Source organism: Asanoa sp. WMMD1127, from assembly GCF_029626225.1.
Lineage (GTDB): Bacteria > Actinomycetota > Actinomycetes > Mycobacteriales > Micromonosporaceae > Asanoa.
This window is the reverse complement of sequence record NZ_JARUBP010000001.1, coordinates 7,692,727-7,712,551: the sequence shown is the minus strand read 5'-3', so window position 1 is coordinate 7,712,551 and position 19,825 is coordinate 7,692,727. Positions and strand designations below refer to the sequence as shown.

Sequence of the window (19,825 nt, the reverse complement as noted above, 5' to 3'; positions counted from 1 at the left end):
ACTCCTGTCGAAAGCCGGCCAGCGCCGGCAACCACGAACTCGTCGATGAAGTAGTCGTCCACGCGGGCTCTCGAGTTCCACGACGTCCACACCCAGATGTGCGGAACGGTGCGCGGGAACCAGCACGGGCGCGGTGGCGACTATTTCGATGTCGGACGTACGGATGTGCCCCGCGGGGCGCGGACGCCCGGCGCCCGCCTCGGGAGTCTCCGATGTGGACCAACTGCCGAAAGGGCGAGCCCTGCGATGGCACGAACCGGCAACCTGGTTACCCGCAGTTCCGATCTCCGCTATTTCCGTGCCTTGCTGGCCGCCTGCGTCGTGCTCGCGGTCGGCGCCTGTTCGGGGACGCGGGTGCCGGACGCGCCGGCGAGGTCGGCGGGCGCGTCCGCGGCCGACGGCCCGCGGACCACATATCCGTTGACGATCGACAACTGCGGCCGCGAGGTCACCTTCACGCAGGCGCCGCGCCGGGTCGTGCTGCTCAACGGGGCATCGGTGGCCGAGGTCGAGTCCATGATCGCGCTTGGTGTGCAGGATCGGATCGTGGCGAACAGCCAGCGGTACGGCGTGTCCGACGATCCGGACATGGTGGCCAGGATCGATGCCATCCCGACCGGCGGGATGAAGCTCAACCAGAGCTTCGAGGTGCCCCGCGAGCAGGTGCTGGCGCAGTCCCCGGATCTGGTGATGTCGACCTGGGCAGGTGGGTTCGACGACAAGATCGGTTCGATCACCCGGGACGAGTTGGCCAAGGCCGGCATCAACAGCTTCGTGACGCCGTCCAACTGCGCCAACGGCGCCACCTCGCCGCGGCCGCAGGACGTGACGACGTACGCGAAGCGGTCGATCGAGTCGTCGTTCGACCTGCTGACCCAGCTCGGGTCGATCTTCGATGTCCAGGGCCGGGCGGCGGAGGTCGTGCGGGAGACGCGCGCGTCGCTGGCCGCGCTGCCGTCGGCGGCCGGTGAGCGCAAGCGGGTGCTGGTGGTCTATCCGGGCATGTCGGCGGCGATGGGGCTCAAGGTGCCGACGGTGTTCGGCGGCGGGATCTTCGACGACATCGTCAACCGGGCCGGCGGCGTCAACGCGTTCGGCGGGCGCAGCGACCAGGAACTCGCCGCGATCAACGTCGAAGCCCTCGCCGCCGCGGACGTCGACGTCCTGGTGATCGGCCTCTACCAGCCGGACGACGACGCCAAGAAGTACGCCGAGCAGCTGTTCACGCAGTTCCCGCAGTGGCCGGCGGCGAAGACGAAGACCTACACGTCGGTGTCCGACAGCTTCTATCTCGGGCCGTTGAACGCAGTCGCGGTCAAGCGGATCAGTGATGCCGTCCACGCCGCCGGCTGAGCGGACGCGGAACACCAGCCCGGCCACGGCGCGCGCCCATCTCGTACCCGGTCGGGCCTTTCCGGTGCTGATCGCGCTGCTGTCCGGCGCGGTCGTGGTGGCCGCGGCGGTCGCGGTCGCCGTCGGCACGGTTCCGGTGCCTCTTGGTGACGTGGTCGCGGTGACGTGGGCTCATCTCACCCCGGGGGACGCCGAACGCAGCCTCCTCTACGACCAGATCGTGTGGGACTTCCGCACGCCCCGGGTGCTGCTGGCGGGGGTGAGCGGCGCCGGTCTGAGCATCGCCGGGGTGTGCCTGCAGGCGTTGGTCCGTAACCCGCTCGCCGATCCGTACCTGCTCGGCATCTCCTCCGGCGCGTCGGTCGGTGCGGTCGTGGCACTGACCTTCGCGTCGGCCGCGACCGCCGGGCTGGGCGTGGCGGGTGCGGCGTTCGTCGGGGCGCTGGCCGGCGTGGCGATGGTCGTGGGGCTGGCGCAGCGTGCGGGCCGGGTCGCTCCCGGACGGCTGATCCTGGCCGGTGTCGCGGTCGGCTACCTGGGGGCCGCGGTGACCAGCTACATCCAGTTGCAGGCCAACCCGACCGAGCTGCGAGGAATCATGTTCTGGCTGCTCGGCTCGGTCGCCGGGGCGTCCTGGAACGACCTGCCGGCACCGGCCGCGGCGTTGTCCTTGTGCCTGCTCTGGCTTGTGGCCGACGGCCGCAGACTGAACGCGCTGACGATGGGGGAGACCTCGGCCGCAGGGCTGGGAATCGATGTGAACCGGCTGCGGCTCGGCCTGCTCGCCGCCGCGTCGTTGCTGACCGCGACGATCGTCAGTGTGGCCGGCGGGATCGGTTTCGTGGGGCTGCTGGTGCCGCACGCGGTTCGTCTGCTGGTCGGTCCGGACCATCGGCGGGTCGTGCCGGTGTCGCTGCTGCTCGGCGCGGTCTTCCTGATCCTGGTCGACCTGCTGTCCCGGACCCTGGACCGGCCCAACGACATGCCGATCGGCATCTTCACCGCCGCGCTCGGCGCCCCGTTCTTCCTGTGGCTGCTGCGCAGCCAGTCAGGTGCGGTGCGGTGAAGGTCGCCGCGGACGCCGTCTCGGTGACCATCGACGGCGTACCCATTCTGGACGGGGTGACGCTGAGCGCCGGGGCCGGCTCCATGACCGGTCTGGTCGGGCCCAACGGGTCGGGCAAGAGCACGCTGCTGCGCTGTCTCTACCGGGTCATCCGCCCGCGCCAAGGGGCGGTGCTCATCGGCGATCACGACGTCTGGCATGTCCCGGCGCGCCGAGCCGGTCAGCTGCGGGCGGTGGTCGCGCAGGATCAGGAGCTCGACAACGATTACAGCGTACGGGACATCGTGGCCATGGGCCGGATTCCCCACCAGCGCCTGCTCGAGCGGGAAAGCGCGACCGACCGCTCCATCGTGGACGCGGCCCTGGGCCGGGTCGGCATCGAGTGGGCCGAGAACCGGCGGTTCGCTACCCTCTCCGGCGGCGAACGCCAGCGCGTCCTGCTCGCCCGCGCGCTGGCCCAGGACGCCCCGGTGCTCCTCCTGGACGAGCCGACCAACCACCTCGACATCGGCGCACAGCTGGAACTGCTCGACCTCATCCGCGGGCTCGGGCTCACCACCGTGGCCGCGCTGCACGACCTCGACCACGCGATGGCCTACTGCGACGCCGTCGTCCTGCTGGACCACGGTCGGGTCGTCGCCGCCGGCGAACCCGTGGCCGTGCTCTCCCCCGAACGGCTGGCCGACGTCTTCGGCGTGCACGCGGCCGTGACCGCCCATCCCATCACCGGCCGGCCACACCTGGTATTCGCGCCGACCGCGGTCTGTCCCTCGCCTGCGGATGTCTGACAAGGAGCACGCGTCATGCCCGTCCCCGATGCCCGACTCACCGCACCCCTGGACCCGCCCGCGACGGGTGACATCACCGTCGCCTTCCTCATCTCGCCCGATGCCGAGCTCGTCGACTTCGCCGGACCTTGGGGCGTCTTCGCCTACGCCCACCTCGCCGACGGACGCCACCCGTTCACCCTCTACACGGTGGCGGCCACGACCGAGCCCGTCCGTATCTCCGCGGGCATGGTCCTGGTGCCCGGTCACGATCTCGACAGCGCTCCCGCTCCGGACATCGTGGTCGTCCCCGCCATGGACACCGAGAAGCTGGCCCCGGAGGCGCTCGCCTGGCTGCGGCGTGTCCATCACGACACCGCGGTGACCATGTCGGTCTGCAACGGCTGCTTCGTCCTCGGCCAGGCCGGCCTCCTCGACGGCAGGACCGCCACCGCCCACCACGGCAGCTACCGCGCACTCCGCGCGACCTTCCCACACGTCACCGTCGCTCGAGGGCTCCGCTACGTCGAGGACGGCACGATCGCCACCGCCGGCGGACTCACCTCCGGCACCGACCTCGCCCTGCGGATCGTCGAACGCTACTTCGGGCGATCCGTCGCGCGGCAGACCGCCGACATGCTCGAGTACCAGGGCACGGGCTGGATGCACCCCGACAGCAACAGCCGGTACGCCGAGCACCCGACGGGCTCACCTGACCGTCCGGTGTGCCCGGTGTGCGGGATGCCGGTCGCACCCGACACCCCGCTCACCCTCGAGCACGACGGCATCAGCTCGTCGTTCTGCGGCGCGCGGTGCCAGGAGCAGTTCGCGGCCGCGCCGGCACGGTTCCTCGACGTGGACTGACGACCGCACCCGCGCGGTTGTTGCACATTGTTGGCAACAGCGACAGAGTTGCAGCAGTGGCGATCAATCGCGAGGAGGACCGCACCCACCATGGCCGTCTACACCCTGCCGGACCTGCCCTACGACTACGCGGCGTTGGAGCCGCACATCAATGGGCAGATCCTGGAGCTGCACCACGACAAGCACCACGCGGCGTACGTGAAGGGCGCCAACGACGCCCTCGAACGGATCGAGGAAGCCCGGGACGCCGGCAACTTCGCGAGCATCGTGGGTCTGGAGAAGACCCTCGCCTTCAACCTGTCCGGCCACGTGCTGCACTCGCTGTACTGGGCGAACATGAGCCCGGAGGGCGGCGACCGGCCCGACGGTGAGCTGGGCGAGGCGATCGACGAGTTCTTCGGCTCGTTCGAGGGCTTCCACGGCCAGCTGTCCGCGGCGACCACACTCGTGCAGGGCTCGGGTTGGGGCGTGCTGTCCTACGAGCCGCTGTCGAAGCGGCTGATCGTCGAGCAGGTCTACGACCACCACGGCAACGTCGCGCAGACCTCGGTGCCGCTGCTGGCCTTCGACGCCTGGGAGCACGCGTACTACCTGCAGTACCGCAACGTCCGCCCGGACTTCGTCAAGGCGATGTGGGAGGTCGTCAACTGGCAGGACGTGGCCGCCCGGTACGCCGCGGCGAAGACCGCCTGATCTCCGTGGCGGGGCGGTGGGCCGCCACCCACCGTCCCGCTACGGCCGGCCGTCGAGGCTCAGGCCGTCAGGCTCGGGTTGGCGAAGACCACCACACCTCCGGCCTGGCGTCGTGCAGCCGTACGCGAACCCGGTGAGCGCGCCGGCCCGGTTGCGCATCACGGCGGCGGTGAAGCCGGGCCGGGCGGTGTCGGCGGGCAGACGGGCGACGAACGCGCGGACCGTGTCGGCGGTCTCGTTCCAGGGTGGCCGGGTGAAGACCGCGCCGTAGAGGGTTTCGAGCTCGTCGACCAGCCCGAGGAACCTCGCAGCGGGGACGGCCTCCACCGCCACCACCCGGCCGGTCAAGCCGGCTCCGGTGGAACCGGCGGCGCCCACAAAGGTTGAGGACCATCGCAGTGGGCGCCGCCCAACCGTGCCGCGGAGTCCACCGGCACGGCAGTCGAGGTGGAACGACCCGCACCCGCCGCTGCGGCAGGCCCCCTGAGGAAGGCGATCGGTGTGAGCGGCACGCCAGTCCGACCGGGTCGTTCCACGCCGTTCACTATCGCGTTATTGCCAAAAGTTTGCAACAACCAGGATGATGCAACAGTACGGCGAGGCGGGGAGGCTCAGGGTGATCGATGTACGCCATGTCGGCGCCCGGACCTTGCTCGACCACACGCCGGCGCTGGAAGGCATCTACCGCCAGTCTTTCGCCGGGCCGCCGTGGTCGGAACCGGAGGCCAAGCTGGCCCAGTTCCCCGCGCAGTTGCGCCGCCAGCTCAGCTATCGCGGCGCAGGTGGCCTGCTCGCCTTCGACGGTGAGGCGATAGTCGGGGCCGTCTACGGCTGGGCGGCGCCCGAGGCGCTTCGGCCGGACAACCCGCTCGACGCCGCGCTGGTCACCGCCGTCACGCCCGAGACCCTGGGCTCGTTGTCGGCTCCGGCCCGGATCGTCGGGGAGTTGATGGTCGCTTCGACCCACCGCCGCCGTGGCATCGCCAGCCGACTGCTGACCGCGTACGTCGCGGACGCGCCAAGGGCGTGGCTGATCACCCACCGGGACAGCGACGCCCGCCACCTCTACCGCCGGGCCGGCTGGTGCGAACAGGTCGAGTTCGACACGGACGGCCAACCGGTCGTGCTGCTCACCTGGGCACCCGGGCCGGCGGCCCAGTGAATGTCACGACCCCTCGAGTTCCGGAGATCGCAGTGATTCGACGTGTCCCAGCCGTCCTCGCCGTGTGCGCGCTAGCGCTCGTGGCGGCGTGTTCGACGACTCCCGCCCCGAGCGGCACGGCCGCGGGCGGGACGTTCGTCGTCGCGACCGCGGGCGAGCCGGACACGCTGAACCCGGTCCTCAACTACGGCGTCGACGGCGCCTCGCTGATCTTCGACGGGCTCGTCGCGCGTGACGCCGGTAACCAGCTCGTGCCGGCCCTCGCCGCCGCGCTGCCGACCGTGTCGCCCGACGGCAGGACCGTCACGGCGACCCTCCGGGACGGCGTCACGTTCCACGACGGCAGCCCGCTGACGTCGGCCGACGTGGTGTTCACCTACCAGGCTGTGCTGGACCCCAAGGTCGACTCGGTGCTCCGGTCGGACCTGGACATGCTCACCTCGGTCACCGCCCCCGACCCGAAGACCGTCGTGTTCACGCTGAAGCACGCGTACGCGCCGTTCCTGCAGCGCTTGGCGCTCGGCATCGTGCCGGCGGCCGCCCTGCGGGGCAAGGACGTCAACAAGGCCGACTTCAACCGCGCACCGATCGGGACGGGTCCCTACCGGGTCGAGTCGTGGACGCCCGGCGACAAGCTGACGCTGGTCGCCAACGAGGGCTACTTCGGCGGGAAGCCGAGCAACGACCGGGTGGTCGTGGCGTTCGTCGCCGACGACAACGTGCGGGCGCAGCGGATGCGGGCGGGCGAGTTCGACGCCGCCGAGCTGGCGCCGAAGCTGGCCGCCGGGTTCGACTCCGTCGCCGGCTACCGGGTCGAGCGGGCGGACTCCGCCGACTACCGCGGCGTGATGCTGCCGATGGGCAACCCGGTCACCGGCGATCTCGCCATCCGCCAGGCGCTGCACCGCGCCGTCGACCGGGCGGCGATGATCAGCGGAGTGCTGGCGGGCGCCGGCGAGCCGGCCTACGGTCCCGTGCCACCCAGCTCCGAGTTCGCCGAGCCGTCCGCGGTGGGGCAGCCGACCGCCGACGCCGCCGCCGCGACCGCCGCGCTCGACCGGGGCGGCTGGGTGGCGGGCGGCGACGGCATCCGCGCCCGCGACGGCCAGCGGGCCGCGTTCACGCTCATGTACCCGGCCAGCGACAGCCTGCGCAAGGAGCTCGCCCTCGCCGTCACCGCCGACGCGAAGAAGGTCGGCATCGAGATCAAGCCCGAGGGCCTGACCTGGGACGCCATCGACACGCGCATCACCCGCGACGCCCTGCTGATGGGGTACGGCTCGCCGTACGACCCGGACTTCATCTCCTACAAGCTGTTCGGGTCGCGGTTCGCCGGGCAGGGTTACTTCAACCCGGGCAGCTACCGGTCGCCGGTCGTCGACAAGGCGTTGCAGGACGGCCGTGACCTCGCCGATCCCGCCGCGCGCCGGGCCGCGTACGCCACCTTCCAGAAGCAGCTCGCCGCCGATCTGCCGTGGCTGTTCCTGGCCTACCTCGAGCACACCTACGTCGTGAAGGACACGATCGTCGGCGTGCGGCCGCGGGTGGAGGCGCACGAGCACGACGTCGCCAACAGCCTCTGGTGGAACATCAACACCTGGACCCGTAAGTGAGTCGTCGACTGGCCGGCGCGGGACGGGTCGTCCGGCGCCGGCTGCTCGTCGCCGTCCCGGTGCTGGCGGTCACCAGCATGGGCATGTTCGCCCTCGGCGCCGCGTCGCCCGTCGACCCGGCCAAGCAGTACGCGGGCGCCGCGGCGTTCACCACCAGCGAAGAGAACCTCGCCCAGATCCGCGCCAACTGGGGCGTCGACGACCCGGTGCCCGTGCAGTACCTGCGGTGGATCGGCAACCTGTTCCGTGGCGACCTGGGCTGGTCGACCAGCCGCCACGAGTCCGTCGCGTCGGTGATCGCCGCCCGCGCCGGCTGGACGCTGCTGCTCGTGTCCCTCGCGCTCGTCCTGGTCCTGTTGGCCAGCCTGCTGCTCGGCGCGCTCGCCGCCTATCGCCGCAACGGGATCTTCGACCGCGCGCTGCGGGCCACCGCGTACGCCGTCGAGTCCATGCCCGTGTTCTGGATCGGGCTGGCCGCGATCGCCGTGTTCGCCCTCGCGCTGGGCTGGCTGCCGGCCGGTGGCCTGACCGACGTGACCGCCACCGGCGCGAGCGTCGGCGACGTGGCCCACCACCTGGTCCTGCCGGTGCTGGTGCTGGCCGTGTCGCAGGCGCCGTGGTTCGTGTTGTTCGTCCGCGACGGCGTCGCCGACAGCCTCCGCGACGACCACGTCCTCGCCGCCCGCGCCCGGGGCCTGCCCGGTCGCACCGTCCTGTTCGGACACGCGCTGCGCACCGCCCTGCTTCCGTTCCTGACCCTCGTCGGCACGCACCTGCCCGAGCTCGTCGGCGGCGCGATCCTCGTCGAGACGGTCTTCTCCCTGCCCGGGTTGGGCGCGGTCACGGTGCAGGCGGCGCTCGGCGGCGACTTCCCGCTGCTGGCCGCGATCACCCTGCTCACCACGGCCGTCGTGCTCGCCGCCAACCTCGCGGCGGACCTCGCGTACGCCGCCGCCGACCCCAGGATCCGCCTTGACGCTTGACGCCGTCCTTCCCCGCCGACGGATCTTCCGCCTGCGTCCGGGCCAGACCGGCGTCGTCCTCGCCGGCGCCGTGCTCGGACTCGCGATCGCCGCCTGCCTGCTGGCGCCGGTGCTGTGGCCGCTCGACCAGAGTGCGGTCGCCCTCGACCAGACCCGGCTGCCACCGTCCTGGGCCTACCCCGCCGGCACCGACGACCTCGGCCGCGACGTCGCGCTCCGCGCCCTCTACGGCCTGCGCGTCTCGCTGCTCGTCGGGGCCGTCGCCGCGCTCGTCGCCACCGTGATCGGCGGCGTCGTCGGCGGGATCGCCGGCACGCTCGGCGGCCGGGTCGACCGCGTGCTGATGCGGATCGTCGACACCGTCGCGGCCCTGCCCCACCTGCTGCTGGGCATCTTCATCGTCGCGATGCTGCGCCCAAGCCTCGGCGCGGTCATCGCGTCGATCGGCGTCACGCACTGGCTGTCCACCGCGCGGATCGTCCGCTCCGAGCTCCTCAGCCTGCGCACCCGGCCGTTCATCGACGCCGCCGTGGTCGGTGGGGCCAGCCGGCGCCGGATCCTCACCCGCCACCTGCTGCCGCACGTCCTGCCCCGTCTCGCTCTGGCGACCACACTGATGATCCCGCACGCCGTCTGGCACGAGACCGCCCTGTCGTTCCTCGGTCTGGGTCTGCCGCCACACCTCGCCTCGCTCGGCAACATGATCAACGACGGGCAGGGCTCGCTGCTCACCGGCGCCTGGTGGGCCAGCATCGCCCCGGGCGCGGTGATCGTGGTCGTCACGCTGGCGATCGCCGCCCTGGCCGCGCGGTGGCGGGAACATCTCGATCCCCGCGTACGAGCGGAGCTGCAACTGTGACTCCCACGCCACGCCTGACCGTCGACGGGCTCTCCGTCCGGTTCCGGCTGCGGACGGCGACCGTACACGCGGTCACCGACCTGTCCTTGACCGTCCACTCTGGAGAGCTGTTGGCGGTCGTCGGTGAGTCCGGCTGCGGCAAGTCGGTCCTCGCGCACGCCCTGCTGGGCCTGTTGCCGGGCAACGCCAGCGTCACCGGCCGCGCCGTCCTGGACGGCGACACGGACCTGTTCGCCGGCGGCCGGCGCCATCTCGGCCGCCGTGTGGGCCTGATCCCGCAGAGCCCCACCACCGCGCTGAACCCCGTCCGGAGCGGGCGCAGCCTGCTGGAGGAGACGCTGCGCGCGCACGGCCGCCCCCGCACCGACGCCGACGCGGTCGCCACCGCGGCCGGGTTCGACCCCGGCGACCTCGACCGCTATCCACACGAGCTGTCCGGCGGCATGGCGCAGCGCCTCACGACGGCCCTGGCCCTGGCGCCCGATCCGCCGCTGCTGATCGCCGACGAGCCCACCACGGGACTCGACCGGCCGCTGGTCGACCACACCCTCGACCTGCTGCGCGCCCGCTGCGACGCCGGCAACGCGGTCATCCTCATCACCCACGACCTGACCGCCGCGCACCGGGTCGCCGACACCGTGGCCGTCATGTACGCCAGCCGCATCGTGGAACACCAGCCGGCCGAGGCGCTGTTCGCCGCGCCCGTCCACCCGTACACGGCCGGACTGCTCGACGCCCTGCCCGACCGTGCCTTTCGCGCCATCCCCGGACACCCGCCGATGCTCACCGCCCTGCCGTCAGGCTGCGCCTTCGCGCCCCGATGCGCCCGCGCCACGGACGCCTGCACGACTCTGCCGGCGCTCACCGGCCCGGCGCGCTGCCACCACCCGCTGGTCGACCGGGCGGCCGTCGCATGACCGCGCTTGTCGCCGACCAGATCACGGTCAGCTATGGACAGCAGCACGTCCTCGACGGGTTGACGATCCACATCGGACAAGGTGAGACCGTCGGCCTCCGCGGCCCGTCGGGATGCGGGAAGTCCACCCTGGTGCGGGTCCTGGCCATGGTCCAGCCCGTCGACCGCGGCCAGGTCACGATCGACGGCACACCGGTCACCGGTACGCGCCACCGCGTGCCCGCCGCCGTCCGCACCCGCATCGGCGTACTCTTCCAGAGCCCGCGCTCGGCAACGGATCCACGGCTGCGCCTGGCCGACATCATCGCCGAGCCACTGCGTTCGACCGGCCATCCCGAGGCGACCGTCCAGACCCGGGTCGCGGAACTCGCCGACCTGGCCGGCCTGACCACCGACCTGCTCGCCCGACGCCCGCACGCGGTCAGCGACGGCCAACTCCAACGCGCCTGCCTGGCCCGCGCCCTCGCCCACCGTCCGGGATACGTGCTCTGCGACGAGGCCACGACGATGCTCGACGCCTCGACCCAGGCCCACGTCGCCGCGGTCCTCACCGACTACCAACGGGCCACCAACGCGGGCATCCTGGCCGTCAGCCACGATCAGCTACTGCTCGACAAGTGGGCACACCGGATCGTCACGATCGGCCGGTGATCGGCAGCGCGCAGTTCATATCCCGCCATCGAGATCAACCTTCGCCTCGACGGGTATCCGCCCAGCTCAAGGCGTGTATGTCGACGCGTTTGGGGGACGCGTTCGGGTCCTGACGGCCGAGTCGGGCTAGATCCGTGTCGTTGGCGCGGTAGATGCCCGCTCGTTGCGCCAGGCTGCGGCGTCGGCCGCCCGCTCTCTTGTTCGTCAAGGAAGGCAGCGGGCGCCGGTGATGCCGTTGGCCAGCTCGGCGCCGGTGGCGCTCAGGACGCGAACCGAGTTGATGTCGCCGGTGTAGGCGACTTCTGCTGCGGCGTCACAGATCTCGACTCCCGCTGCACTGTCCTCGTCGGACAGTCGCGTCTTCACCTCGACCGTGGTGCACTGGCCCGAAACGGTGACGGTTTCCGCGCGGTCGGACAGATGCGTGCGGACCGTCTCCGCGACGTCACCACAGTCGGTCACTGTTTCCGCCGGGTCCGGTTCGGCGACGACCGGGGGTGCGGGCGCTGGCGGCTCGGCCGCGGAGCAGCCCGCCAGGGCCAGGACTGTGATGATGAGCGCATATCGGAGGGTTTTCATCGATCTCCTTCGGTTATCTGGGGCGGGTTGACTGGGCGACGACGAGAAACCCGAACGCCGTCAGGGCGAGTGCCGTGCGGATCAGGTGGCGGTCGGACCATCGCGCCCGGATCTCGGCCCAGTCGGCGGGCGGGCGGCCCGCGTCCCAGGTGTTCACCGCCCGGTTGAGCGGCTCCATGCCGGCCACGGTGAGGACGACGGTCAGCACCACCAGCACCAGTGCGCCCACGCTCAGGGCGAGGGACCATCCACCCGAACGCCAGGAAAGCGCGACGGTCAGCGCCTGCGCCGCCACGCAGGTCAGCAGCAGCGGTGGCATCGCCCGCCCGTAGTCGGTGTTCAGCGCCTGCCAGTACGGGACGTACGCCTCGGCGGGCAACCTGGTCAGCGACGGCGCCAGCACCACGAACAGGACGCCGCCCGCGTAGAGCCCGGTCAACAGCAGGGCGACCGCCCGGGCCACCGCAAGCGTCGCGGACATCCGGCCCCTCCCTCTCATTGGATGGATGACCAACATTTCATTAGAGGTCGATCCAGTCAATAGTGTGGGAACATTACGACTGATGGGAGAGCCGAGAAAGCGGGCGTACGCCAGCCCGCTGCGCCAGGAGAACGCCGAGGCCACGCGGGCCCGCATCGTCGCGGCGGCCGCCGAGCTGATGACCACCCGGGGGTACGCGGCCACGACGATGGCCGAGGTCGCGCGGGGCGCCGGAGTGGCCGTGCAAACCGTCTACGCGTCGTGCCCCGGTGGAAAACCGGCGCTGGCCAAGATGGTCTACGACGTCAGCCTCGCCGGGGACGCGCAGGAGGTGCCCCAGTCGGCCCGGCCGGAGGTGCGGCGGATCCTCGACGAGCCCGACCCGGCGCGCAAACTGGCGCTGTACGCCTCGATGGCCACCACCATCCACCGGCGCACGCTCCCGGTGCAGCGCATCCTGCTGGCCGCCGCGGCCACGGCCCCGGCCGACACGGGACTGCACGAGATGCTCGCCGGCCTCGACCGCGAACGGCTGGCCGGCGCCCGCGGTCCCGCCGAGCACCTGCACGAGATCGGCGCTCTCCGGAGGGGCCTGACGGTCGGCCGCGCCGCCGCGCAGATCTACGCGCTCACCTCAACAGAGGTCTTCGAAAGGCTGACCGGGACATGCGGCTGGAACGACCGCGACTACACGCGCTGGCTGGCCGAGATGCTCAGCGCGGCGCTCCTGCGGCGATGATCTTGCCTGGTCATGGGTGATTCGCTGCCCGACATCCGGCGCAGCTGACTCCGCCTCACTCACCCTTCGAGATGGATTCCACCAGGCTCGCTGGTAGGGAACGGCAAGGCGCGGTCAGGATCGCGCGCGGCGTGTCGCTGTGCCGCGTCAGGTGGCCGTCCGAGGATCGGCGGCTTCGGGGGCGTAGCCGCAGACCTGTGGGCCGCATTCGGCCTCGTGGTCTCGACCCCAGAGATAGGTGTCTCGTTCGGTGGCGCGGGCGAGATGGACGAGTCGCCTCTGCTCCCTTGGAGACAGGCTCGATGACAATGCGGTGAAGGTCTCCGGTAATACGGCGATCATGCTGCTGACTTGTTCGCCGTCATACATGCGAAGCAGTGCCGTGCACTGCCACCAGCGGATCTCGAAGCCCGGGCCGTCCGAGCCTCCGGGCCAGTAGTAGCTCGCGGGATCTGGCACAAGGTAGTGGATACCGTCAGGGTCCAGGTGAGCCTTGAGCCAGGGACCGCCTTTGCCGAGGCCCAGTCGCAGTTGTTCGGCTTCCTCGTGCAGAGCGCACATCGAGCTGGTGTCGAGAGCCTTGAGGACGTTCGCCTCCGGTGGAAGAGGCTGCTCGCCGGCCGGGGCCTTCACAGGCCAGCGGCCAAGAAACGCGCCCGTCTCCTGGCGCAGCGTCAGAGACGGCGATCTCCTGCGGTGAACGGGGAGCGGCGGTGGCGGCGTCCATCGCAACCCGGCCTGCTCGATGTGCCTCAGCATCCATGCCTGCCCTTCCGGGCTGGTGGTGTTCCACGCCCAGCTCATCGGCCGGTTTCTCATCGCCCGGTCACGGCTGCTGAGGGGAGCGCCCGTCCGGGATGGCCGCCACGGCCGGGGCCGGGCTATCCCGGGCAAGTTGTGGCAGAGATCCGCCAGCCACCGGATACGCTCCAGAACATCGTCGTCAGGCTGAGCCTCAGGGGTCTGCTTGGCGCTCCTCGCCAAGAATCGGATCTCGATGAACGCTCTGGCTGCGAGCAGCGCGGCGACGTACCGATCGCGCTCAGCGTCGCGCCGACTCATGGGGACTCCTCGCCGTTGGGTCCGGTCGTGCTAGGGACCTTCGTCGCGCGTTCCGGTGTGACTCAGTTGTCTGCGGTGACGATACGTGTCGCGGTGCCGTTCGCTCGATCAACCGCTGCGAAGCCTCCGCGAGGAGATCCGCCGCGTCCATTCGGCCGACTACGGCGTCTGCGGTGCCTGCAAGACATGGATGTAGCTGCGCTTCGAGCAGTGGGCGCTCGGCGTACGCCGGCGATGCCGAGATTGAGGGCAGCGCACGTGAAAGACGTAGCAGCGGGCACTCGGCCTCAGGCACTGACTGTCAGGCCGTGGCCGTTCGCGACGGCTCCGCAGCGAGCAGGATCTCTCGTGCCCTCGCGTACTTCCGCCGCAGTCTGTCGGCGGTCTCGTCGTCCAGCAGGGCCAACCTGGCCTCGTCCCCGTTCGTGGCGTTGTCGGCCAGCTTCACGAGCCGGCCCAGGGGGTCAGCAGCAGCCCGTCGGATCCCATCCAGGTACGCCTCGCCTTCCCGATGTGACACCGAGTCGACAGCGGACACGACCCGCTCCGAGTAGCCCATCGCCCGCAGCTCGTCCGACGTGACGCCGCAGTCCTCAACCACGTCGTGGAGCAGGCCGGCCATGACCGCCTCGTCGCCGTGCTCGACCAGGGCCGCGGCGACAATCCGCGGGTGGTCGATGTACGGGCGCCCGGCCTTGTCGACCTGGCCCTCGTGGCAGCGGGCGGCAAACGCGTCCGTCTCCTCAACCGTCGGCATCACGCTGCTCCTCTCGTAGTCACTCACGACAGCAGCTTCCACTGCCCCGCAGACCGCCAGCTAGGCACCCGACGCTATATCCCGGACACGCCACTGCATGCCGTCTGCGCTGGGACGCAGCGCCATCATGGTAGGTCGTGGCCGTTGGGCGCCGGTCAGGCTTCGGCGGCGCACGGACTGTCACAACGTCGCGGCGACCATGATGACCGAGATGCCGATGATCAGGTCGACGACCGCGCACCATTCGGCCAGTGGCCGAGGGATCACCAGGTTCCGCCGGTGGTGCCACAGATCCCAGCCGGCGTGGAAGATCCATCCCACACCCACCAGGTACTGGCCCCACTGCGGCCCGGCGACCACCGCCGCGCCCAGCAGGATGAGGTAGCCCAGCAGCGCACCGAGCTGGGCCAGCAGGACCGGCCGCGGCCGCAGTGTGCGCCGTATCGCGCCGATTGCCAGGTAGCCGACCGGCAGGATCATCATCGCGTAGACCGGCACTGGCCGTGGGTCCAGCAGGTTGTCCACGGTGGCCAGCAGTCCCAGCACGCTCGGCCACCGTTCCAGCACCCGGGCCGCGACGCCGCGCCGTTCGGTCTCGATGTGCGGGGCCGCCCCGTACTCGGTGGTGCGCCGCAGCATCGCCAGGACCATGGCGGGCACCATCAGCACGTGACCGCCGATCAGCACGACGTCGCCGGTGATCAGGCCGGTCCACCACGGGACCAGGAAGACCAGGAACGGCAGGTACATGGCCGCGACCATCTCGCCGATCGCGGCGTTGCTGTGGCCGCGATGCCACATCCACACCGCCATCGCGACGGACATGTTGGTCGCCATCACCAGGGAGGCGACGTCCGCCCGGGCGGCGAGCGTCGCGGGCACTGGCCACAGTGGACCGAGCACCAGCACGCCGACGGCCATGGCCAGGAGCATCTCGACGAAATGGCGGACGAAATGGCGTACGAGCGGTCGGGGCGCGGGTGTGACGGCTGTCGTTGTCATGCGGACACCCTCGGGCGGAACGAGCGCAGCCGACCCGTGAACATTTCCCGGTCCGGGCGTGACGGGTGACCGCCTACAGTCGGCCCATGCAGCGGCGTCTGGAACGCGTACGCATCGTCACGTTGATCGTGCTCGTCACGAACGCGGCGGCGGCGTTGTTCCTGCCGGCCGTCGGGTTGTGGCGGGAGCCCGACCCGGCGCGGGCGGCGCTGGGCGCACTCGGCATCGTGCTCTTCTCGGCGGCGCAGGCCGCGGTGCTGCACGCGCTGGTCACACCCTGGCTCACCGACCGGGCCCGGCGACGCGTGCGCCTGGCGTTCGCGGTGGCCGCGGTCGCCTCCTTGCCGCTGTTGGGTCCGGTGGGCGGCGACTGGCCGAGCTGGTCGTGGCTGTCCGCCTGCATCGTGGGCACCTTGCCGGTGCTGACCGACCGGGTCAGGGCGGCCGCGCTCAGCGCCGTGACGATCGCGCTCGCGCTGGTGGTCACGCCCGGCTCGGTGGTCCACTCGCTGATCGTCGCGGTCAGTTTCGGCGCGGGCATCGCGGCCGTCAACACGCTGCACGTCTGGCTGTGGGATCTGCTGCTGCAGGCCGAGCAGGGCCGCGCGGCGCAGGCGCAGCTGGCCGCGGCGGAGGAGCGGTTGCGGTTCGCCCGGGACGTGCACGACCTGCTCGGCCACAACCTGTCGATCATCGCGTTGAAGGCGGAGCTCGCGCAGCGGCTGGCCGGTACGGACAGCGCGCGGGCCGGGCAGGAGGCGGCGGAGGTGCGCCGGCTGGCCGCGTCGGCGCTGGCCGAGCTACGTGAGGTGGTGCACGGCTACCGGCAGGTGGACCTGAAGGAGCAGCTGTCGGCGATCGAGCAGGTGCTGCAGTCGTCAGGCGTACGGTGCACGGTCACCGCGCCGGGCGACGACCTGCCGGCGGTCGCGGTGTTGTCCGCCGTGCTGCGCGAGGCCACCACCAACGTGCTCCGGCACAGCCGGGCGAGCTGGTGCGCGATCGCGATCGAGCACGTCGCCGGCGAGGTGCGCATGACGGTGACCAACGACGGGGTTCGTGCCGGCGCCGCACCCGACGCCCACAGCCACGGGCTGCGCGGCCTCGCGGACCGCCTCGCCGAGGCCGGCGGTACGCTGCGCACCCGGATCGACGAGGGTGAGTTCACGCTCGTGGCCGTCGTACCCTCGTCGTCGTGATCAGAATCCTGCTCGCCGACGACGAGGAGCTCATCAGGGTCGCCGTCGCCGCCCTGCTCGATCTGGAGCCGGACCTGGAAGTGGTGGCGCAGGCGGCGGACGGCCGTGCGGCGGTGGAGGCCGCCCGCGCCCATCGGCCCGACGTGGCGGTGGTCGACCTGCAGATGCCGTCGCTGGACGGCATCGCGGTGGCCGCCGAGCTCCAGCGGACCCTGCCGTCGTGCACCGTGGTGATCCTGACCGGCCGGGGCCGCCCGGCTCAGCTGCCGCGGGCGCTCGCCGCCGGCGCCAAGGGCTTCCTGCCCAAAGGCTCCCCGGGAGGCGCGCTGGCCGACGTGATCCGGCGGGTCCACGCCGGCGGCCGCTACGTGGACCCCGCGCTGGCGGCGGACGCCCTGACCCTGCCCGAGTGCCCGCTGACCCAGCGCGAGCTGGACGTGCTCCGATACGGCGACCCGGACGTCCCCGTAACGGTCGTGGCCCGGCGGCTGAACCTGTCCCCGGGCACGGTCCGCAACCATCTCACCGCGATCGTCGCGAAACTGGGCGTCGCCAACCGCGGCGAGGCGGCCGCGAAAGCCCGCGACAACGGCTGGCTCTGACCTGGCTCCCTGCCGTCGGGCTCTACCAACCGGACGACGCGCAGGCGTCCAAGGCCGGAAGATGGCGACATGTCCGAACGTCATATAGCTCCTGATCCCAACGACGATCTCATCCGTCGGCGGACGCAGTGGTTCTTCGCCTACAGCGCCCTGAAGAACGTTGTCGCGCCCCGACGAGATGTCCCATACACCTGTCCGTGCTGCGGTCACCCCACCTTGGCCGAGCGAGGCGGTTACGAGATCTGCGACGAATGCGGGTGGGAGGACGACGGCCAGGACAACCACGACAGCGATGTCGTTCGAGGCGGCCCCAATGGCCCAGAGAGCTTGGACCAGGCACGCGCAAGCTACGTAAGGAAAGGCGGAGCCATGCAACCGCACATCCCGCCCTCCGACCCGGTTTAGTCTGCTCCGTTCGACGCGGGCGCGCGGGCCGAAGTGTGGCAACTGGTCCTAACAGATGCGGGTCCGGGCCGACTACCCTGACCTGAATCGGACTAGCGCTGGCATCTCACTCTCTGGAGAACCATATGCGCGGTACCAGTATCGGCGCGTGCCCCCTGCGCTCCCATCTCGATCCGCGCCTCCTGCGATTCAGCGCCGGCGCCACCGCGATCGTGCTCGCCGTCGTGCTGCTCGTCGTCGACGTTGCTCGGCCATTGGGTCTCGGCCTGCTCGCCTCCCAGGTGGCCGTGTTCGCGTTCACCGCCTTCGTGAGTTTTCAGTGGTCGTTGTGGGCGCAGATCTTCGCCCGCTTCATCTGGCCGCGGATCGGAGCGCCGGCCGAGTTGGAGGATGCCCGGCCGCCGCGATTCGCCCAAGGCATCGGCTTCGTGCTCACCGCCCTGGGGTTGATCGCCTTTCTGCTCGGCGCCGACGTCGCCGGCTACACCCTGACGGGTCTCGCGTTCGTGCTCGCAGCGCTCAACGCCTCCACCGGGCTGTGTCTGGGCTGCAAGGCCTACCACCTGATCCGCCGACCGAAACCGGCCTGATCGCCGCGCCACCGGCGGCAGCGGGGGTTGCGATACTGCCGCTGTGACGGTCAAAGCGCTGCTCTTCGACTTCGACGGACTGCTGATGGACACGGAGACCACGCTGCTGGAGAGTTGGCGCTGGGAGTGGCGGCGGCACGGGCTCGAGCTCGACCCTGCCGGCTTCTTCGCCGACCATGGCGGCGACGCCAACGGGCCGCGTTACGCCGCGCTCGCGGCAGCGGTCGGACCGGCCTATGACCGGGAGTCCAGTCACGAGCGGCGGATGGCGTACCGAGCGGAATTGAACGCGGCGCTCGAGCCGGCGCCGGGCATCATCGGCTGGCTGGACCGGGCCGCGGAACTCGGGCTGCGGCTGGCGGTGGCGAGCAGCTCGCCGATGCCTCATGTGGGCGCGATGCTGGATCGGGCCGGGTTGCGGACGCGGTTCGAGGTGCTGGCGACGGGTGAGGAGTCGGCGCACAAACCGGACCCGGCCGTATATCTCCTGGCGCTGGAAAGGCTCGGACTGCCGGCGGAGGAGGCGGTCGCGTTCGAGGACACCGCGCACGGTGTGGCGGCGGCGAAAGCGGCCGGGCTGCGCTGCGTGGCCGTGCCCAACCCGCACGCGGACCGCGCCCGCTTCGCCGCCGCGGACCTGCTCCTCACCAGCGCCGCGGACCTGCATCTGGACGCGGTCCTGGCGAACCTGGCCCGGCACGCGGATCACCTCGGCTGAGCCGGCACCGACGTCGTCCACCCAGGGCGAGTTCGGTCGGCTTCCGCGTACGTACCTTGTCGCCGGCAGGGCCGCCCTCCGCCTGGCGGATGCCGACGTCGTCATGACCGAGCGCACCGGCGCGCACGGCGCAGCCTTCTGGAAGCAGGACTTCCCGCTGATGGTGGCGTGGGCCTTCGAGGCTGCGACGGGGTGACTTCTCGCCAGAATTCATTACAGTCTCGCCATGATCGAAGACCTGGCCTGGTTGCGCTACGTCGTCACGGCCTTCGTCGTGGGCGTCCCCGCCGTGACTGGCGCCGGGCTGATCGTCGCGGCGGCGTGGCGATGGAAGAAGCTGCGGGCCCTGGCCGCTACGGGCGAGCGCGTGACCGCGCGCGTCGTGGACAACCAGTTGGAGTCGCGGTCCGGCGGGAGGATGAGGTTCCGGCCGGTGGTCGGGTTCCGGTCGAGATCGGGCCAGGAGGTGACGGCGGTCCTCGCCGACCTGGTCGGGTTCCGTTCTCACCTGCTCGGCACCGAGATCGAGGTGAGCTACGACCCGCAGAGACCAACCTCGGCGACGCCGGTACGCGCGGCCGGCTGGAGACTGATCATCCCGCTGGCTTTCGGCCTGGGCTTCCTGGTGTTCGCGTTCTGCGCGTATCAGATCGCCGACTCCGTCTTCGACGTGTTCCACGATGTCGGCTCCTTCGATTCCGGCGGCACCGGAGGTTTCGACGATCCAGGCTTCAACCTCGACGAGGCGGCCACGCCGTGAGCCG

At 71.0% G+C, this 19,825-nt stretch carries 24 protein-coding genes; 18 read left to right on the top strand and 6 right to left on the bottom strand.

All coding sequences use genetic code 11. The features are described from left to right. Positions 1 to 246 precede the first annotated feature (246 nt). The 5 genes from O7635_RS36905 to O7635_RS36885 all read left to right on the top strand — a co-directional run bounded on the left by O7635_RS36905 (position 247) and on the right by O7635_RS36885 (position 4,743). Positions 247 to 1,353: an ABC transporter substrate-binding protein gene (locus O7635_RS36905; protein WP_278085119.1), complete on the top strand. Its 1,107-nt coding sequence runs from the start codon at positions 247 to 249 to the stop codon at positions 1,351 to 1,353. Further along, positions 1,331 to 2,419: an iron ABC transporter permease gene (locus O7635_RS36900; protein WP_278085118.1), complete on the top strand. Its 1,089-nt coding sequence runs from the start codon at positions 1,331 to 1,333 to the stop codon at positions 2,417 to 2,419. Before O7635_RS36905 ends, O7635_RS36900 begins: the two co-directional genes overlap by 23 nt. Further along, complete coding sequence (locus O7635_RS36895; protein WP_278085117.1) at positions 2,416 to 3,207, top strand: ABC transporter ATP-binding protein; 792 nt, start codon at positions 2,416 to 2,418, stop codon at positions 3,205 to 3,207. Before O7635_RS36900 ends, O7635_RS36895 begins: the two co-directional genes overlap by 4 nt. Positions 3,208 to 3,222: 15 nt before the next feature. Continuing rightward, positions 3,223 to 4,050, top strand: coding sequence for a DJ-1/PfpI family protein (locus tag O7635_RS36890; RefSeq protein WP_278085116.1), 828 nt, complete (start codon positions 3,223 to 3,225; stop codon positions 4,048 to 4,050). A 90-nt stretch (positions 4,051 to 4,140) separates the two neighbouring features. After that, complete coding sequence (locus O7635_RS36885; RefSeq protein ID WP_278085115.1) at positions 4,141 to 4,743, top strand: superoxide dismutase; 603 nt, start codon at positions 4,141 to 4,143, stop codon at positions 4,741 to 4,743. A gap of 39 nt (positions 4,744 to 4,782) precedes the next feature. On the opposite strand, the gene O7635_RS36880 is transcribed toward O7635_RS36885, so the two are convergent. Further along, the gene (locus tag O7635_RS36880) at positions 4,783 to 5,091 is read right to left on the bottom strand and encodes a hypothetical protein (RefSeq protein WP_278085114.1); all 309 of its coding nucleotides are present in this window, start codon (positions 5,089 to 5,091) and stop codon (positions 4,783 to 4,785) included. 268 nt (positions 5,092 to 5,359) lie between these two features. Between O7635_RS36880 and O7635_RS36875 the strand changes: the two genes are divergently transcribed. The 6 genes from O7635_RS36875 (at position 5,360) to O7635_RS36850 (ending at position 10,927) form a co-directional block, all read left to right on the top strand. Then, positions 5,360 to 5,905 carry a GNAT family N-acetyltransferase gene (locus O7635_RS36875; protein WP_278085113.1) on the top strand — a complete coding sequence of 182 codons (546 nt, stop codon included), beginning with the start codon at positions 5,360 to 5,362 and terminating at the stop codon, positions 5,903 to 5,905. Positions 5,906 to 5,985: 80 nt separating this feature from the next. After that, entirely contained in the window at positions 5,986 to 7,518 is a 1,533-nt protein-coding gene (locus O7635_RS36870) for an ABC transporter substrate-binding protein (RefSeq protein WP_278085112.1), read from the top strand. Next, a complete protein-coding gene (locus O7635_RS36865) occupies positions 7,515 to 8,501 on the top strand; it encodes an ABC transporter permease (protein ID WP_278085111.1) in 987 nt (328 codons plus the stop codon). The genes O7635_RS36870 and O7635_RS36865 overlap by 4 nt, the downstream gene beginning before the upstream one ends. Then, positions 8,491 to 9,360, top strand: coding sequence for an ABC transporter permease (locus O7635_RS36860; protein WP_278085110.1), 870 nt, complete (start codon positions 8,491 to 8,493; stop codon positions 9,358 to 9,360). The genes O7635_RS36865 and O7635_RS36860 overlap by 11 nt, the downstream gene beginning before the upstream one ends. Further along, positions 9,357 to 10,277: an ABC transporter ATP-binding protein gene (locus tag O7635_RS36855; protein WP_278085109.1), complete on the top strand. Its 921-nt coding sequence runs from the start codon at positions 9,357 to 9,359 to the stop codon at positions 10,275 to 10,277. Before O7635_RS36860 ends, O7635_RS36855 begins: the two co-directional genes overlap by 4 nt. Next, positions 10,274 to 10,927 carry an ATP-binding cassette domain-containing protein gene (locus O7635_RS36850; RefSeq protein ID WP_278085108.1) on the top strand — a complete coding sequence of 218 codons (654 nt, stop codon included), beginning with the start codon at positions 10,274 to 10,276 and terminating at the stop codon, positions 10,925 to 10,927. The genes O7635_RS36855 and O7635_RS36850 overlap by 4 nt, the downstream gene beginning before the upstream one ends. A gap of 204 nt (positions 10,928 to 11,131) precedes the next feature. On the opposite strand, the gene O7635_RS36845 is transcribed toward O7635_RS36850, so the two are convergent. Both O7635_RS36845 and O7635_RS36840 read right to left on the bottom strand, forming a co-directional pair. Next, on the bottom strand, positions 11,132 to 11,506 hold the full coding sequence (locus O7635_RS36845) for a hypothetical protein (RefSeq protein WP_278085107.1): 375 nt from the start codon (positions 11,504 to 11,506) through the stop codon (positions 11,132 to 11,134). 13 nt (positions 11,507 to 11,519) lie between these two features. Continuing rightward, positions 11,520 to 11,987, bottom strand: coding sequence for a DUF1772 domain-containing protein (locus O7635_RS36840; protein WP_278085106.1), 468 nt, complete (start codon positions 11,985 to 11,987; stop codon positions 11,520 to 11,522). Between the two features lie 82 nt (positions 11,988 to 12,069). On the opposite strand from O7635_RS36840, the gene O7635_RS36835 reads away from it, so the two are divergent. Continuing rightward, positions 12,070 to 12,726: a TetR/AcrR family transcriptional regulator gene (locus O7635_RS36835; RefSeq protein ID WP_278085105.1), complete on the top strand. Its 657-nt coding sequence runs from the start codon at positions 12,070 to 12,072 to the stop codon at positions 12,724 to 12,726. Between the two features lie 147 nt (positions 12,727 to 12,873). Here O7635_RS36835 and O7635_RS36830 read toward each other — a convergent pair whose 3' ends face one another. The 3 genes from O7635_RS36830 to O7635_RS36820 form a co-directional block, all read right to left on the bottom strand. Continuing rightward, positions 12,874 to 13,788, bottom strand: coding sequence for a hypothetical protein (locus O7635_RS36830; protein ID WP_278085104.1), 915 nt, complete (start codon positions 13,786 to 13,788; stop codon positions 12,874 to 12,876). Between the two features lie 301 nt (positions 13,789 to 14,089). Beyond that, the gene (locus O7635_RS36825; RefSeq protein WP_278085103.1) at positions 14,090 to 14,545 is read right to left on the bottom strand and encodes an HD domain-containing protein; all 456 of its coding nucleotides are present in this window, start codon (positions 14,543 to 14,545) and stop codon (positions 14,090 to 14,092) included. A 180-nt stretch (positions 14,546 to 14,725) separates the two neighbouring features. Then, positions 14,726 to 15,547, bottom strand: a complete 822-nt coding sequence (locus O7635_RS36820) for a hypothetical protein (protein WP_278085102.1) — start codon at positions 15,545 to 15,547, stop codon at positions 14,726 to 14,728. A gap of 86 nt (positions 15,548 to 15,633) precedes the next feature. Here O7635_RS36820 and O7635_RS36815 point away from each other — a divergent pair, with 86 nt between their 5' ends. The 6 genes from O7635_RS36815 (at position 15,634) to O7635_RS36790 (ending at position 19,821) form a co-directional block, all read left to right on the top strand. Continuing rightward, the gene (locus tag O7635_RS36815) at positions 15,634 to 16,746 is read left to right on the top strand and encodes a histidine kinase (RefSeq protein WP_278085101.1); all 1,113 of its coding nucleotides are present in this window, start codon (positions 15,634 to 15,636) and stop codon (positions 16,744 to 16,746) included. Further along, entirely contained in the window at positions 16,743 to 17,348 is a 606-nt protein-coding gene (locus O7635_RS36810) for a response regulator transcription factor (RefSeq protein ID WP_278085100.1), read from the top strand. The genes O7635_RS36815 and O7635_RS36810 overlap by 4 nt, the downstream gene beginning before the upstream one ends. Before the next feature lie 69 nt (positions 17,349 to 17,417). Next, positions 17,418 to 17,753 (top strand): CPCC family cysteine-rich protein, encoded by a 336-nt coding sequence (locus O7635_RS36805; RefSeq protein WP_278085099.1) that lies wholly within the window; start codon positions 17,418 to 17,420, stop codon positions 17,751 to 17,753. Between the two features lie 125 nt (positions 17,754 to 17,878). Next, entirely contained in the window at positions 17,879 to 18,343 is a 465-nt protein-coding gene (locus tag O7635_RS36800; RefSeq protein WP_278085098.1) for a DUF4395 domain-containing protein, read from the top strand. A gap of 43 nt (positions 18,344 to 18,386) precedes the next feature. Continuing rightward, positions 18,387 to 19,061, top strand: a complete 675-nt coding sequence (locus O7635_RS36795) for an HAD-IA family hydrolase (protein WP_278085097.1) — start codon at positions 18,387 to 18,389, stop codon at positions 19,059 to 19,061. Positions 19,062 to 19,287: 226 nt separating this feature from the next. Beyond that, positions 19,288 to 19,821: a DUF3592 domain-containing protein gene (locus O7635_RS36790; RefSeq protein WP_278085096.1), complete on the top strand. Its 534-nt coding sequence runs from the start codon at positions 19,288 to 19,290 to the stop codon at positions 19,819 to 19,821. The last annotated feature ends 4 nt before the right edge of the window (positions 19,822 to 19,825 follow it).

Excerpts from the sequence above, each read along its gene's own strand:
- O7635_RS36905 (WP_278085119.1), top strand. The coding sequence starts at position 247 with ATGGCACGAACCGGCAACCTGGTTACCCGCAGTTCCGATCTCCGCTAT.
- O7635_RS36900 (WP_278085118.1), top strand. The coding sequence starts at position 1,331 with ATGCCGTCCACGCCGCCGGCTGAGCGGACGCGGAACACCAGCCCGGCC.
- O7635_RS36890 (WP_278085116.1), top strand. The coding sequence starts at position 3,223 with ATGCCCGTCCCCGATGCCCGACTCACCGCACCCCTGGACCCGCCCGCG.
- O7635_RS36885 (WP_278085115.1), top strand. The coding sequence starts at position 4,141 with ATGGCCGTCTACACCCTGCCGGACCTGCCCTACGACTACGCGGCGTTG.
- O7635_RS36850 (WP_278085108.1), top strand. The coding sequence starts at position 10,274 with ATGACCGCGCTTGTCGCCGACCAGATCACGGTCAGCTATGGACAGCAG.
- O7635_RS36845 (WP_278085107.1), bottom strand. The coding sequence starts at position 11,506 with ATGAAAACCCTCCGATATGCGCTCATCATCACAGTCCTGGCCCTGGCG.
- O7635_RS36840 (WP_278085106.1), bottom strand. The coding sequence starts at position 11,987 with ATGTCCGCGACGCTTGCGGTGGCCCGGGCGGTCGCCCTGCTGTTGACC.
- O7635_RS36835 (WP_278085105.1), top strand. The coding sequence starts at position 12,070 with ATGGGAGAGCCGAGAAAGCGGGCGTACGCCAGCCCGCTGCGCCAGGAG.
- O7635_RS36830 (WP_278085104.1), bottom strand. The coding sequence starts at position 13,788 with ATGAGTCGGCGCGACGCTGAGCGCGATCGGTACGTCGCCGCGCTGCTC.
- O7635_RS36825 (WP_278085103.1), bottom strand. The coding sequence starts at position 14,545 with ATGCCGACGGTTGAGGAGACGGACGCGTTTGCCGCCCGCTGCCACGAG.
- O7635_RS36820 (WP_278085102.1), bottom strand. The coding sequence starts at position 15,547 with ATGACAACGACAGCCGTCACACCCGCGCCCCGACCGCTCGTACGCCAT.
- O7635_RS36815 (WP_278085101.1), top strand. The coding sequence starts at position 15,634 with ATGCAGCGGCGTCTGGAACGCGTACGCATCGTCACGTTGATCGTGCTC.
- O7635_RS36805 (WP_278085099.1), top strand. The coding sequence starts at position 17,418 with ATGTCCGAACGTCATATAGCTCCTGATCCCAACGACGATCTCATCCGT.
- O7635_RS36800 (WP_278085098.1), top strand. The coding sequence starts at position 17,879 with ATGCGCGGTACCAGTATCGGCGCGTGCCCCCTGCGCTCCCATCTCGAT.
- O7635_RS36790 (WP_278085096.1), top strand. The coding sequence starts at position 19,288 with ATGATCGAAGACCTGGCCTGGTTGCGCTACGTCGTCACGGCCTTCGTC.